Origin of the sequence: Glaciihabitans arcticus (assembly GCF_004310685.1) — a bacterium.
GTDB classification, from domain to species: Bacteria; Actinomycetota; Actinomycetes; order Actinomycetales; family Microbacteriaceae; genus Conyzicola; species Conyzicola arctica.
The window spans coordinates 1,301,746-1,315,343 of record NZ_SISG01000001.1 but is presented as its reverse complement, the minus strand read 5'-3'; the positions used below and the strand labels follow the sequence as shown (position 1 = coordinate 1,315,343).

Sequence of the window (13,598 nt, the reverse complement as noted above, 5' to 3'; positions counted from 1 at the left end):
GCCCCGGATGTCCCAGACAGCAGAACGCGTCACCAAGAGCGTGACGAAGAACCTGGGGCGCAGGGGAGCGTGGCCCGCACTCCTGACTGCGCTCGGAGTGGCCGCCTTCCTGGTGATGCAGAACGTGCTCTCGAGCCTCGTGACCATGCTCGGCCTCATCGGAACCCCTACACAGACCACGGTCGACGGCCTCGAGCAGCTGGAAGTCATTCACGTGTCGGACTACATCTGGCAGGGCGTGCTCACCCAGACGCTGATCATCTCGCTGCCGCTCGCCTTCGGCGTGTTCGTCAGCTTCTGGATCCTCGCCCCCATCGGCGAGGAACTGCAGCTGCGCTTCGTCGTTGCGCGTTCCGTACTTGCGGGTGCGGTCGGAGCCGTCATCATCTTCCTCGTCGCTGTGATCTCGGCGCTCGTCGGATCCATCGAGAGCGGGGGCATCCTCAGCTCGTGGTCATTCTCGCCGTACGCCGACTTCTTCTCCTCGGCTCTGCAGGCGCTGACCACCGCTCTCGGCAGCTTCGTCTTCACCCTCCCGCTCGTGATCCTCGGGGGAGTGCTGCTCTGGACCTGGACTCGCCACACCGACCGCGAGCACGACCCGTCCGGCATCCTCGACGAGGTCTGATCGACGAGGTCGGATCCCGGCACACGCCGCGCGGCTGGCACTCGGTCGGCATCCCGCGGCTTAGTCTGTAATAACTGATGGTGTTCGGATTCGGCAGCGCCGCGCGCGTTTGACCGGGAGCCCGGTGATCGGCTAGTCTTGACCCTTGGTGTGCGTTGGCTTTTGCCGCGCATCTCACCACAGGTTTCAGCAACACGTTCAGCAACACAGCAGCGCTCGCCCATAAGGGCCAGCCAAAGAATCTCACGTAAGGGCAAAAAGTGGTTTACGCAATTGTGCGCGCCGGTGGTCGGCAGGAAAAGGTAGAGGTCGGCACCATCGTCGTTCTCGACCGCATCAAGGCTGACGAGAACGGCAACGTTGAGCTCGCTGCAGTACTGCACGTCGACGGTGACAAGATCACGCACGAGGCCAAGGCCCTTGCGAAGATCAAGGTCGTCGCCGAGGTCCTGAACGACCTCCGCGGACCGAAGATCGTCATCCAGAAGTTCAAGAACAAGACCGGATACAAGAAGCGCCAGGGCCACCGCCAGGAGCAGACCCGTATCAAGATCACCAGCATCGCGTAAGGGAGCTGTAAACAGATGGCACACAAAAAGGGCGCAAGCTCCACTCGTAACGGTCGCGACTCCAACGCCCAGTACCTCGGCGTCAAGCGCTTCGGTGGCCAGGTCGTCAAGTCGGGCGAGATCATCGTCCGCCAGCGCGGCACCCACTTCCACCCCGGCGTGAATGTCGGCCGTGGCAAGGACGACACCCTCTTCGCTCTCGCAGCGGGCTCGGTCGAGTTCGGCGCCAAGGGCGGCCGCAAGGTCGTCAACATCGTTGTGGCTGCCTAGTCACCCGGTAACACTTCTTATGCATGGGGCGAGCTTCGGCTCGCCCTTATGTATTTGTCCACCCAGTATTTTTTCACGCAGTTCTACCCATCAGGAAAGGTATGAGGAACCATGGCATCGTTCGTTGACCAGGTAACCCTCCACCTCATCGGTGGCCACGGCGGAAACGGCTGCGTCTCCGTCAAGCGTGAGAAGTTCAAGCCCCTCGCCGGCCCCGACGGCGGCAGCGGCGGCGACGGCGGTGACATCGTTCTCGTGAGCGACGTGCAGACCACCACGCTGCTGAACTACCACCGCTCGCCCCACCGTCGCTCCGAGCACGGCCAGCCCGGTCAGGGCGACCACAAGTCGGGCACCTCCGGCGCCGAGATGGTGCTGCTCGTTCCTGTCGGAACCGTCGTCAAGGACGTCGAGGGCAACGAGCTCATCGACATGAGCGAGCACGACATGCGTTTTGTCGTCGCCGCCGGCGGCCAGGGCGGGCTCGGCAACGCCGCCCTCGCCACGACCAAGCGCAAGGCTCCGGGATTCGCCCTGCTCGGCACCCCCGGCTTCGAGGGCGACGTACTGCTCGAGCTGAAGGTCGTCGCGGACGTCGCGTTCGTCGGCTACCCGTCCGCAGGCAAGTCCAGCCTCGTCGCCGCGATGTCGGCAGCGAAGCCGAAGATCGCCGACTACCCGTTCACGACCCTGCACCCGAATCTCGGCGTCGTCGAGTCGGGTGAGACCCGCTACACCGTCGCAGATGTTCCCGGCCTCATCGAGGGAGCGAGCGAGGGCAAGGGCCTCGGTCTCGAGTTCCTGCGCCACGTCGAGCGCTGCTCGGCTCTGCTGCACGTGCTCGACTGCGGAACGCTCGACCCGGGTCGCGACCCAATCAGCGACCTCGACATCATCCTCGGCGAGCTTGCCGCGTATCCCGTGCCGGAGGGCCAGACGCCCCTGCTCGAGCGCCCGCAGTTCATCGCCCTGAACAAGACCGACGTCCCAGAGGGCAAGGAGCTCGCTGAGCTCGTTCGCCCGATCCTCGAGGAGCGCGGATACCGCGTCTTCGACGTGTCCGCCGTCAGCCGTGCAGGACTGCGCGAACTGTCGTTCGTGCTGGCCGAGCTGGTCGAGGCCGACCGTATCGTCAAGGCGACCGAGGTCGCGAAGCCGCGCATCATCATTCGCCCGCGCGCCGTCAACGAGAAGGAATTCACCGTCAAGGTGGAGGGCGGCTCGTTCGGAAACGTCTACCGCGTCATCGGCACCAAGCCCGAGCGCTGGGTCGCGCAGACAGACTTCACCAACGACGAGGCCGTCGGCTTCCTCGCCGACCGCCTGGCCAAGCTGGGTGTCGAAGACGAGCTGTTCAAATCGGGCGCAGTGCCTGGCTCCACCGTCATGATCGGTGCCGGCGGAGGTGTGGTCTTTGACTGGGAGCCCACCGTCTCCTCCGCGGCCGAGCTCATCGCGAGCCCCCGTGGTACCGACACCCGTCTCGAGGAGGGCCGTCGACTCACGAGTAAGACTCGCCGTGCCGCCTACCTCGAGCGCATGGATGCCAAGACCGCCGCACGCGCCGAGCTCGAGCTCGAGGGTGCCGGTGGCGTCTGGAACGACGACGAGGGCTTCGAGGTCGAGATGAGCCGCACCGAGCGCGCCCGTCGCGAGGCCGAGCTGGCCGAGACCGAGGGTGCAGAGTTCGCCGAGGCCGAATCGGCCGACCGTGACTAGTTCGATCACCTCCCGTTCGCAGCTGCCCAGCGCAAAGCGCATCGTCGTCAAGGTGGGATCGTCATCCATCAGCGGGCCGAACGTCGGGCAGATCGAACCGCTCGTCGATGCGCTGGCCGCGGCACACGCGCGGGGGTGCGAGGTGATCCTCGTGTCTTCGGGTGCTATCGCCACGGGCATCCCGTTTCTGAAGCTCGACGGCAGACCCACCGACCTGGCGACCCAGCAGGCCGCGGCCGCTGTCGGCCAGAACGTGCTGATCTTCCGCTACCAGAACAGCCTCGACCGGTTCGGCATCATCGCCGGCCAGGTGCTGCTGACCGCCGGTGACATGGAGAACGACACCCACCGTCACAACGCGCAGCGCGCCATGGAGCGTCTTCTCGGCCTGCGCATCCTGCCGATCGTCAACGAGAACGACACGGTCGCGACGCAGGAGATCCGCTTCGGCGACAACGACCGCCTCGCCGCGATGGTCTCCGAGCTCGTGAACGCCGACGCGCTCATCCTGCTCTCCGACGTCGACGCGCTGTACACGCTGCCGCCATCCGAGCCGGGTGCGGTGAAGATTCCGGATGTCCCGTTCCACGACGACCTCGCCGGTGTCACGTTCGGCGACATCGGGTCCGCGGGCGTCGGCACAGGTGGGGCCGGAACCAAGGTGGCGGCCGCACGGCTCGCCGCCGCGGCAGGCACGCCCGTTCTGCTCGCATCGACCTCGCAGGTCGCCGAGGCGCTCACGGGAGCCGACATCGGCACCTGGTTCCACGCCGCAACCTCTTGATTTAGCGCCCTTTTCGGCGAATGCTGGAGCGATGTTGACCATCGGATCCATCGTCTGGGGCACAACGGATGTGCCCGCGTCCATCGCTTTCTGGGCGGCCGCGCTCGACTACGAGCCGAAGTACGAGCCCGAAGACGACTGGGCGCTCCTCATTCCACGCAGCGGAGAGGGTGTGCAGCTCGCCATCGACAAAGTGTCGTCGGATGCCCCGAAGCGCCACCACCTCGACCTCTACGCCGCAGACCAGTCCGCAGAGGTGAATCGCCTGCTCGGCCTCGGCGCCACTCGCGTCGACTGGGACTACCCCGACGACGCCGACTATGTGGTGCTGGCCGACCCCGACGGCAACACCTTCTGCGTTGTGCAGAAGTAGTCGCCGCTAGGCTCGGGGTATGTCCGAGACGACCCTCACCGCCGCCACCCTGACGCAGAAACTGGAGCTCGCCCGCTCCGCTTCGCGCGTGCTCGCCACTACGAAGGCCGACGTGAAGAACGCGGCCCTGTCTGCCATAGCGAAGGCCGTCGTCGCGGGCGCGAGCCGGATCATCCCGGCCAATGATCTCGACCTCGCCAACGGTCGCGAGAACGGCCTCTCGACCGGGCTGCAGGATCGTCTCCGCCTGGACGAGGCACGTCTCGCCTCTCTCGCCTCCGCCGTCGAGGAGATCGTCGCCCTCACTGACCCCGTCGGCCAGAACGTGCGCGGCAGCACCCTGCCCAACGGCGTCACCCTCGCGCAGGTGCGCGTGCCGTTCGGTGTCGTCGGCGCCATCTACGAAGCCCGTCCGAACGTGACCATCGACATCGCCGCTCTCGCGCTCAAGAGCGGCAATGCGGTTGTGCTGCGCGGCGGATCGGCCGCCGAGAACACCAACCGCGTGCTCGTCGAACTCATCCAGGACGCCCTCGAGAGCGTCGGGCTGCCGCGCGAGGCCGTGCAGACCATCGACGAGTTCGGTCGCGAAGGCGCGAAGCAACTGATGCAGGCGCGCGGATACGTGGACGTGCTGATCCCGCGGGGGAGCGCCGACCTCATCAACACCGTGGTCGCAGAATCCAAGGTTCCGGTGATCGAGACGGGAGCCGGGGTCGTGCACGTCTACCTCGACGAGAGTGCGGACATCCAGATGGCGACAGACATCGTGCACAACGCGAAGGTGCAGCGTCCCAGCGTATGTAACGCGCTCGAGACTCTGCTCGTGCATTCGAGCGCCGCCGAGCGCCTGCTGCCGACGGTGCTGGGCGCCCTGCGGTCGAGTGGCGTGACGATTCATGCCGACGAACGTGCCCTCGCCATATTCGAGGATGCCGTGGTAGCCACCGAAGACGACTGGACGACCGAATACATGAGCCTCGATCTCGCCGTGCGTGTGGTCGACGATCTGGATGCCGCGCTCGAGCACATCCGCACCTACTCCACCCACCACACGGAATCGATCATTACCAACGACCTCGCGCGCGCCGATCGCTTTCTCGCCGAGGTCGACTCCGCGGTGGTCATGGTCAACGCCTCGACCCGTTTCACCGACGGCGGGGAGTTCGGTTTCGGCGCGGAGGTCGGCATCTCGACCCAGAAGCTGCACGCCCGTGGACCGATGGGACTCTCCGAACTCACCAGTACCAAGTGGATAGTGCGCGGCAGCGGCCAGGTGCGCGGATAGTATTTAGTAGTCAGAATCAGGGAGAAACCATGTCGCTCATCGCTACGGTCATCGAGACCGCCGAACACACCGAATCCATCTCGCCGTTCATCCCGGCCGGAATCGCCTTCGTTGTGCTCCTCGCCCTCGGCGTCGTGACCTGGAGCTACCGCGATGTGGCTAACCGTCACTCGCATAAGACCGGCGACCACGACGCGCACACCGCAGGCCACTAGGCCCGACCATGGTCGAGGTCGAGGTCGCACAGCGACGTGCGCGCATCGGCGTTATGGGTGGAACCTTCGACCCGATCCACAACGGTCACCTGGTGGCCGCGAGCGAGGTGCAGCAGAAGTTCGACCTCGACGAGGTCATCTTCGTGCCTACCGGTGAGCCGTGGATGAAGCAGGACGTCACCGAGGGGGAGCACCGCTACCTCATGACGGTGATCGCCACGGCGGCCAACCCGCGCTTCACCGTCAGCCGGGTCGATATCGACCGCGGCGGACCCACCTACACGGTCGATACGCTCCGCGATATCCGCGCCTCGAGGCCCGAAGCGGACCTGTTCTTCATCTCGGGCGCCGACGCAGTCGCCCAGATTCTCGACTGGAAAGACGTGGGCGATGTCTGGTCTCTCGCCCACTTCATAGCAGTTTCCCGGCCAGGTCACACGCTGGCCATTTCCGGATTGCCCGAGCAAGGCGTAAGCTCGTTGGAAGTGCCTGCGCTGGCGATCTCTTCAACGGATTGCCGAAACCGGGTTAGCCGGGGATTCCCGGTGTGGTATTTGGTCCCCGACGGTGTTGTTCAGTACATCTCCAAACACCACCTGTATCGGAGCAACTCATGACCACCTTTCAGGATCCGCCGCCGCATTCGCGGAGAGCGGTGCGACAAAGTGAGCGCGGTGAAAACCCCGACGCTCAGGCGAACTTCGCCCAGTTCACGGGTGACCAGCCCGTTGCTCCCGCCGAAAACCCCGCTGAGGGCGCCGAAAACGCTGTTGCTGAGCCCTTCGCCGGCCCTGCACCCACCGGTCGCCGCGCGCGCGCCGCCGCCCCCGACGATCGCGACGCGCAGGCAACAACGCCTCCGCAGGCCGAACCCCTCAACTACGCCACCCAGGGTGGCGCATCGACCAGCGCGCACGAGCCGTGGGCGCAGCCCTCCACGCACGCGCAGGCGCCCGAGCAGGCCTACCGCGTTCGCGACTTTAGCCCCGAAGGCCGCCGCACGGCCTCCGCGCCGCAGCAGCCTCAGCCCTGGGCGACGACGCCCGGTGCACGCCCCACCGAGGGTGCAGCCCCGCTCGAGTACCGCACGCAGGCGGCTCCTCCGCGTCTCCCGGTGCCGGCACCCGAGACCCAGCAGGCGACTCCGCCCGCGCAGGTCACGACGCCGCCTGCCCAGGTCACCTCTCCGCCCTCCGCCTTCCTCCCGCCTGCGGCGCAGGCGCCACAGGTTCCCGTGCACGCCGTGCCGGCCCCGGCCAGCCCCGAGCCGCAGACTATGAGCCGTCGCGAGATGCGCGCCCTCCTTGCGCAGCAGGAGGCTGCAGCCGCTTCGGCAGCGCCCAGCGTTCCGCCGCTCGTCGAGCCGGTCGCTCCCAGCTCCGCCTCCGCCCTCTCCAATGCCATGGCGGAGTTCGAGGCGCTGACCCGTGCCCGCACCGCGCCCGCCGAGCAGCCAGAGCTCGCGGCAGACCAGACCACTCCGCCCGCGGAGCAGACCACACCTCCCGTGCGCGAGACCGATGCCGACGAGGCTTTCTCGGCTGCCGCCGAAGCTCGCGAGGCACAGGACGAGCGCGCCCGCGTCGAATTCGCCGAGCGTGAGGCCGCCGACCAGGCCCGCCAGCAGGCCGAGCACGAGAGCCAGGCAGAGGCCGTGCGTCACGCCGAGCTGCGTGCCGAGGAAGAGCGCCAGGAGCAGGCCCGCCGTGCGGAGGCCGCTGACACCGAGCGCGCCGAGGCTCTGCATGCCGCGACCCTCGAAGCCAACGCACTGGCTAATGCCCAGACCGAGCGCGACGCAGCGGCCCTCGTCGCCGAGTCGCAGGTGCAGCTCGCGCCGCAGTTCGTCGAACCCGAGGTCACCGAGCAGCCGTTCTCGTCCGCAGCGGGCCACTGGTCCCGCCAGGGTGAGCTCGACGACGAGACGCAGCCCTACGAGAACACGCTGAGCCGTGAGGTCGGCGGCAGTAACATCGCCACCACGACGAGCGCTCTTGTGCTGCCCGTCATCCCGGCCCCTGATTTCTCGACGGCCATCGGCAACACCGGTGACATCCTCGTCACCGGCAGCATCGACCTGCCGCGCAGCCTCGGCACGACCGGCGGCGACGCCCGTCGCTACGACGACCCCGATGTCGACAACCTGTTCGACGCCTTCGACAACGAGATCATCAGTACCGACTCGGCCCCCGTGCGCGCCATCCGCGCCGTGAGCACCCACACCTCAACCCACGGCGTTCTGGCGAACGCCCAGCCCAAGACCAGCCGACTGCTGCCCATTCTCCTGGGCACCACAGTCGTCCTCGCCGCTGCCGTCGTCACGCTCCTCGTCGTGGCCTTCGTCAACGGAATGTTCTAATCTCCGATTTTCCGCCTGTGACTTCTTCACACACCATCTCCCAAAGGACCCAGTGACTGCTACCGATCGCGCCCGCGAACTCGTCAACGTGGCGGCTCTCGCCGCCGACTCGAAGCAAGCCGAAGATCTCGTCGCACTCGACGTATCCGGACCCCTGCCGCTGACCGACATCTTCCTTCTCGCGACGGGGCGCAACGAGCGCAACGTCGTCGCCATCGCCGGCGAGATCGAGGACAAGATGATCGAGGCCGGCTCCAAGCCGCTGCGCCGCGAAGGCCGCGCAGAGGGCCGTTGGGTCCTGCTCGACTTCGGCGACGTCGTCGTTCACGTCTTCCACGAGGAAGACCGCATGTACTACTCGCTCGAGCGCCTGTGGAAGGACTGCCCGGCGATCCCGCTGGAGATCAACGCCGGCCGCGTCCCAGCAGACGCCGAAGCGACAGCGGAGTAACTATTTCAGACCGCGCTGCAGCCATGGCCGCAGGGCCCGCGTCACGGCGGGCAGGGCGAGGTACGTCATGATCGGCGAGACGATCACCACGAGCAGCAGCACCCGCCACGGGAGCGCCCAGTCGTGGGTGAATCCGGCGATCGCCCAGTTGGTGATGAGGCTCAGCGGGTAGAAGACGATGAAGATCGAGATCATCTGCTTCCAGCGCGGCGGGGTCTTCTTGACGGGCGCGATGACCTCGACGGTCGTCGGCTCGTCGAACCATCCCTCAATGCCGGTGCGGCGTTCCTCGGGGGAGTGCTCCACCATGCCGAGGGCTGACGCGACCCACCAGGCGCGCTCGGGCGACTTCTCCCACACCTCGAGATCCGAGGCGTTCGCGAAACGGTAGAGCATGTGCCACTCTTCGCTGTCGGGATCGGGGCGCACCCATCCCGAACCGAGATAACCGGGGCTCGCGCTCAGCAGGTCCTGTCCGGCACGCGCCCAGGCGGCGACCTCCTTGGCCCGCTCCGGGTCGACGATGCGGGTGATGGAGACGGTGATCGGAGTTGCCATGCAACAAGTCTGCCTGAACTCTGCTGCCTGATCAGCCGGATGCCGCGGCGCGGGCTCTCCGCAGGTGCACGAGGAACACGATCACTGCGCCCAGCAGCGCGGCCAGCCCGATTGCGGTTGTCACAAGCACCCGCGTGAGTACGGCGGCGCCCGCCGGAGGGCACGCCTCCGTCACGAACTCGTAGACCCCCTCGGACTGCTCGCCACCAAAGTACCCCGTCGCGCCGCTCCACACGAGGCCGGGCAGGCTGCCGCAGGACCACTCTGACTTTTCCGGATCGATTGACGCCGGCAGGGTGACCGTGACGGGGGAGACCGCAGTGAGGAGGGCGGACCCGCCCGCGAGCAGGCCGACCGCGAGCAGGATGGCAGCAATGATGAGGAGCGGGGAGCGCGTCATCCGCACAGTATGGCAGCGGCGGTTCGCACGGTCACCGATCTGTAGTAATCTTTTCAAGTTGGCTTTTTGAAGCCGGCATACCGAGGGTCCATGGCGCAGCCCGGTAGCGCACCTGCATGGCATGCAGGGGGTCAGGGGTTCGAATCCCCTTGGATCCACTCAAGGTAGACACACCCCGATCGCGAAAGCGGTCGGGGTTTTGTGTTTTTGGGCTGATCTTGGAGAACGCCCAGAGGTCGCTGCCAGGTACCCCGTTCGGCCCCCCGTTAGGGGGACACGCGCCTAGGGTTGGTCTCACCCCCGTTTGGCACATCGACCCGAAATCGAGTACCCGCATGACGCTTACCGCTGAGACCCCCGCTGCCCCGACCGTCTTCGACGTCAACCCGCCCAGTGAGAGCATCTTCTCCGCCCTCCCGGAGGAGGGCAAGGAGTTGATCGCCGAGATCGACGACCCCGACTTCGAACTGCTCGAACGTTCCATCGAACTCGTTGTGCAGAGCCAGGTCTTCACGCCCGTCGGCCTCGAGCATGCGCTGCAGCTCGAGCCCGAGGTCGTCGAGCACCTCACCGACGAGCTCGAGGCACTCGGAGTGATCGAGCGCGACGAGTCCGACGACCACCACGAGGTCGCCGTCGAGGTAGAGGACCTCTCCCTGTTCCTCGTTGACGTGCGCCTCAATCGCCGGGACGCCACCGCCGCCTGACCGGCACCCACGGGTCACTTAGAGTGGGCCCATGGACCAGACGCTCGACCTCGATCCACTCGACACCGAGCCGAAACGGGATGACGTTCGCGCCTACCGCGACTCCAGCCGTAGTGCGGGTGTCCCCGCCTACGACTCCGTTCCCATGTCGTTCCGCTCCGTCGCAACGACCGCGCTGATGGTCGTCTTCACGCCCGGCATCGCCGTTTCTGGTGTCTGGGGGTTGTTCTCCGAGGAGTTCAACGCCGGCCGGGTCATCTGGAGTATCTTCTCGCTGCTGATTGCGGCCGGAGGCGTCATCCTGCTGGCTCGCGTGCGTTTCCCGCGTCGCGGCAGCAGGCTCTGGTCGGAGCGGCTGCGCACCTCGCGGTTCGCCGAGCAGAACGGCGCCGACTACGAGGCGTCTTCGGCGCAGGTAGACGAGTCGGGTCTGATCTTCAACCACGGCACGGACCGTCGGGTGTCCGACCGGGTGCGCTTCCAACGTGAGCCGAAGTTCGAGGCGGGCAACCTGCACTATCGGGTCCTGCTGCCCAAGGGCGCGACGATGGACTTCCACTGGGGCTACCTAGCGGTGCCGCTCGAGCGGCGCTTCCCGCACACGGTGCTCGACTCGCGCTCGAACAACGGCCTGCGCGGCATCACGCTTCCCGCGACACTCGCCAATCGGGGTGCGATCGAACTCGAGGGCGACTTCAGCGAATTCTTCGAGCTGACCGTGCCCGCGGGCTATGAACGGGATGCGCTCTACCTGCTCACGCCCGACCTCATGGCGATCCTCATCGACGAGGGCGCCGACCTCGACGTCGAGATCGTCGACGACACCCTGTACGTGTACCGCACCACCCCGTTCGACCTCGCCTCGAGTGACGAGTGGCGTCGCATCCGGCGCATCGTCGACACGATCGGCGATCGCACCCAGACGCGTACCTCGCGCTACCGCGACGAGCGCACGGGCGACCGCTCGCTCGACCAGGTCGCGCCGCAGGGCCGCCGCATCGGCCCCGGCTCGCTGTCGTTACCCGCGAAGATCGCGCTTGGCGCCACCCTGGTCGGGATTGTCGCTGCGTTCATCACCGGGGTCCTCACCTAGTCGCGCCGCACAATCGGCTGGGAACGCTGACCACCGACTGGACACTCGCTGGACGCACCAGCGAGTCTGGGAGCATGTCAGAACTCACCGCACTCGCCCTCGTCTGCACCCTCAAGGCCTCACCGGCCGCCTCGAGCAGCGAGAAGCTCGCCAAGGACATCCTGTCCGAACTCGCCGACCACGACGTCACGGGGGAGATCGTGCGCGTCGTCGACTTCCACGTCAGCCCCGGCGTGACGGTCGACGAAGGCGCTGGCGACGAGTGGCCCGGCATCCGCGCGAAGATCCTCGCCGCTGACATCCTGATCGTGTCGACCCCGACGTGGATGGGCCAGCTGCCCAGCGTCGGCATGCAGGTGCTCGAACGTCTCGATGCCGAACTGAGCGAAAAGGATGACGCCGGGCGGCTCACGATGTACAACAAGGTGGCCATCGTCGGTGTCGTGGGCAATGAGGACGGTGCCCACCACATTGCGTCGCAGCTCTTCCAGGGCCTCGGCGACGTCGGATTCACCATTCCCGCGCAGGGCTCGACCTACTGGAATGACGAGGCCATGGGGAGCCGCGACTACGTCGACCTGCCGCAGGTGCCCGAGGCCGTTGCATCCGCCACCAAAGCAGTCGCGGCTAATGCCGCGCACCTCGCGAAGCTGTTGAAGGATGAGCCGTACCCCTCGTAATGGGGTGACAACCGGGGCCGGCGGCGCTCCGAACCATAGTCATGCACGAACTCGACCACCCCGCCGCTGACCCTTTCGGCGACAACCTGGACTTCAGCGCACCGATCTTTCCGACCGAGTACGACCTCATCGATCGCGTGATCGAACTGGTCGTGCAGAGCGGTGCGTTCTCCCGGCCGGCACTCGCGGCGGCCCTTCGGCTTGCCGAGCGCAAGTCGATGCGCCTCACCTTCCAGCTCGAGACACTGGGCATCATCGGCGGGGGAGACCTCGACGGTCCCCGCCGTGTGCTCGTGTCGATCGCCGAGCTTGGATCCGTGCTGGGCGACCTTCGTGCCGACCGCCGGGCACGGGCCGAGGCGCACGCGGCCTAGGCTTGACGGGTGACCCGACGACCCCTCGACTGGCTGATCTTCGTCTCCATCGGGCTCGTGGCGGGTCTACTCTCCGGCCTGTTCGGGGTGGGCGGTGGCATTCTCATCGTTCCGGCTCTCGTCCTGGCCGCGCGCTTCGACCCGCGACTCGCGAGCGGCACCTCCCTCGCAGCGATCGTGCCGATCTCGCTCATCGGTGTGGTGAGCTACGCCGCCACTGGCAACGTCGACTGGGCGGCCGCCCTGCTGCTTGCGATCGGGGCCATCGTGGGCGCCCAGATCGGTACCCACCTGCTCGCGATCCTGCCCCGACGCGCAATCCAGTGGGGCTTTATCGGCTTCATCGCGGTAGTCGTCGTGTCGCTCTTCCTGGTCATTCCCTCGCGTGATGCCTCGGTCGAGTTGAACCTGCTGAGCATGGGTGCTCTCGTGCTGACGGGCCTCGTCGTCGGTGTTCTGTCCGGCCTGCTCGGGATCGGTGGAGGCGCGGTGATTGTCCCCGTGCTCATCCTGCTCTTCGGGGCGAGCGACCTCGTGGCCAAGGGCACCTCACTGCTGGTGATGGTGCCCACGGCCATCTCGGGAACGTTCGGCAACGCACGGCGCCGAAATGTGGACATTGGTGCGGCCGCAGTCATCGGAATCTCGGCGTGTGCCACGACTGCGCTCGGTGCCATTGCGGCAGCGGCGCTCAGCCCGCTCGTTGCCAACATTCTCTTCGCCGCGTTCCTGATCGCGGTCGGCGTCCAGCTGGTCGTGCGCGCCCTGAAGAGAAACTAGCGCGGGCGGGGAGCGGGAGGCGGCGGAATCTCCTTCGCCGCGATCACGTCGGCGAGCTCGACAGTGACCAGCCCCTTCGCCGTGGCGACGACGACCTGCGTCTCGTTGCTGCCGGACAGGTAGCCGAGAACATCCGTCGCGGACTTCTCCTCGTTGTGCAGGAGATGGCGGATCACGACCCGGGTTCCGTCGGACGCGTTCCGCAGGAAATCGGCGTGCTGGGTCATCCACTCACCGTATCAGCGGGCCCGGAAACGGGCCTCGGATCATCGACCCCAAATGTTCATTCCGGGGCCATCGTGCCGACATTCGGGGCTGTCAGGGTGACGCTCGCTACCCCGCCTGCCCGA

Annotated in this window: 19 protein-coding genes and 1 tRNA gene; 17 read left to right on the top strand and 3 right to left on the bottom strand. The window is 66.6% G+C overall.

Annotated elements, in window-relative coordinates; genetic code table 11:
- Positions 1-7: 7 nt before the first annotated feature.
- The 11 genes from EYE40_RS06305 to rsfS all read left to right on the top strand — a co-directional run bounded on the left by EYE40_RS06305 (position 8) and on the right by rsfS (position 8,656).
- Positions 8-628 (top strand): hypothetical protein, encoded by a 621-nt coding sequence (locus EYE40_RS06305; RefSeq protein ID WP_130981153.1) that lies wholly within the window; start codon positions 8-10, stop codon positions 626-628.
- A gap of 260 nt (positions 629-888) precedes the next feature.
- Positions 889-1,197, top strand: coding sequence for a 50S ribosomal protein L21 (gene rplU / locus EYE40_RS06300; RefSeq protein WP_130981152.1), 309 nt, complete (start codon positions 889-891; stop codon positions 1,195-1,197).
- 15 nt (positions 1,198-1,212) lie between these two features.
- Positions 1,213-1,467 (top strand): 50S ribosomal protein L27, encoded by a 255-nt coding sequence (gene rpmA / locus EYE40_RS06295; RefSeq protein WP_130981151.1) that lies wholly within the window; start codon positions 1,213-1,215, stop codon positions 1,465-1,467.
- A gap of 111 nt (positions 1,468-1,578) precedes the next feature.
- A complete protein-coding gene (gene obgE, locus EYE40_RS06290; protein ID WP_130981150.1) occupies positions 1,579-3,186 on the top strand; it encodes a GTPase ObgE in 1,608 nt (535 codons plus the stop codon).
- Between the two features lie 4 nt (positions 3,187-3,190).
- Positions 3,191-3,970: a glutamate 5-kinase gene (gene proB / locus EYE40_RS06285; RefSeq protein ID WP_130982814.1), complete on the top strand. Its 780-nt coding sequence runs from the start codon at positions 3,191-3,193 to the stop codon at positions 3,968-3,970.
- A 31-nt stretch (positions 3,971-4,001) separates the two neighbouring features.
- Complete coding sequence (locus EYE40_RS06280) at positions 4,002-4,343, top strand: VOC family protein (RefSeq protein WP_130981149.1); 342 nt, start codon at positions 4,002-4,004, stop codon at positions 4,341-4,343.
- 19 nt (positions 4,344-4,362) lie between these two features.
- Positions 4,363-5,631, top strand: a complete 1,269-nt coding sequence (locus EYE40_RS06275) for a glutamate-5-semialdehyde dehydrogenase (protein ID WP_130981148.1) — start codon at positions 4,363-4,365, stop codon at positions 5,629-5,631.
- A 29-nt stretch (positions 5,632-5,660) separates the two neighbouring features.
- The gene (locus tag EYE40_RS06270; RefSeq protein WP_130981147.1) at positions 5,661-5,846 is read left to right on the top strand and encodes a hypothetical protein; all 186 of its coding nucleotides are present in this window, start codon (positions 5,661-5,663) and stop codon (positions 5,844-5,846) included.
- A gap of 8 nt (positions 5,847-5,854) precedes the next feature.
- Positions 5,855-6,463, top strand: a complete 609-nt coding sequence (gene nadD / locus EYE40_RS06265) for a nicotinate-nucleotide adenylyltransferase (RefSeq protein WP_130981146.1) — start codon at positions 5,855-5,857, stop codon at positions 6,461-6,463.
- Positions 6,460-8,205, top strand: coding sequence for a hypothetical protein (locus tag EYE40_RS06260; RefSeq protein ID WP_130981145.1), 1,746 nt, complete (start codon positions 6,460-6,462; stop codon positions 8,203-8,205). Before nadD ends, EYE40_RS06260 begins: the two co-directional genes overlap by 4 nt.
- Positions 8,206-8,257: 52 nt before the next feature.
- Positions 8,258-8,656 (top strand): ribosome silencing factor, encoded by a 399-nt coding sequence (gene rsfS / locus EYE40_RS06255; RefSeq protein WP_130981144.1) that lies wholly within the window; start codon positions 8,258-8,260, stop codon positions 8,654-8,656.
- Here the strand turns inward: rsfS and EYE40_RS06250 are convergent, their stop codons facing one another.
- Together EYE40_RS06250 and EYE40_RS06245 are read right to left on the bottom strand one after the other, a co-directional pair.
- Positions 8,657-9,214 carry an antibiotic biosynthesis monooxygenase gene (locus tag EYE40_RS06250; RefSeq protein ID WP_130981143.1) on the bottom strand — a complete coding sequence of 186 codons (558 nt, stop codon included), beginning with the start codon at positions 9,212-9,214 and terminating at the stop codon, positions 8,657-8,659.
- Between the two features lie 31 nt (positions 9,215-9,245).
- On the bottom strand, positions 9,246-9,614 hold the full coding sequence (locus tag EYE40_RS06245) for a hypothetical protein (RefSeq protein ID WP_130981142.1): 369 nt from the start codon (positions 9,612-9,614) through the stop codon (positions 9,246-9,248).
- Positions 9,615-9,698: 84 nt separating this feature from the next.
- On the opposite strand from EYE40_RS06245, the gene EYE40_RS06240 reads away from it, so the two are divergent.
- The 6 genes from EYE40_RS06240 (at position 9,699) to EYE40_RS06215 (ending at position 13,248) form a co-directional block, all read left to right on the top strand.
- Positions 9,699-9,772 (top strand) — tRNA-Ala (locus EYE40_RS06240).
- Positions 9,773-9,949: 177 nt separating this feature from the next.
- Entirely contained in the window at positions 9,950-10,321 is a 372-nt protein-coding gene (locus EYE40_RS06235) for a hypothetical protein (RefSeq protein ID WP_130981141.1), read from the top strand.
- Between the two features lie 31 nt (positions 10,322-10,352).
- Positions 10,353-11,414 carry a hypothetical protein gene (locus tag EYE40_RS15490; protein ID WP_130981140.1) on the top strand — a complete coding sequence of 354 codons (1,062 nt, stop codon included), beginning with the start codon at positions 10,353-10,355 and terminating at the stop codon, positions 11,412-11,414.
- A gap of 74 nt (positions 11,415-11,488) precedes the next feature.
- A complete protein-coding gene (locus EYE40_RS06225; protein WP_130981139.1) occupies positions 11,489-12,094 on the top strand; it encodes a flavodoxin family protein in 606 nt (201 codons plus the stop codon).
- 41 nt (positions 12,095-12,135) lie between these two features.
- Positions 12,136-12,468, top strand: coding sequence for a hypothetical protein (locus tag EYE40_RS06220; RefSeq protein ID WP_130981138.1), 333 nt, complete (start codon positions 12,136-12,138; stop codon positions 12,466-12,468).
- A 9-nt stretch (positions 12,469-12,477) separates the two neighbouring features.
- Positions 12,478-13,248, top strand: coding sequence for a sulfite exporter TauE/SafE family protein (locus EYE40_RS06215; RefSeq protein ID WP_130981137.1), 771 nt, complete (start codon positions 12,478-12,480; stop codon positions 13,246-13,248).
- Here EYE40_RS06215 and EYE40_RS06210 read toward each other — a convergent pair.
- Positions 13,245-13,475, bottom strand: coding sequence for a putative acetyltransferase (locus EYE40_RS06210; protein WP_130981136.1), 231 nt, complete (start codon positions 13,473-13,475; stop codon positions 13,245-13,247). The genes EYE40_RS06215 and EYE40_RS06210 overlap by 4 nt on opposite strands.
- Positions 13,476-13,598: the final 123 nt, after the last annotated feature.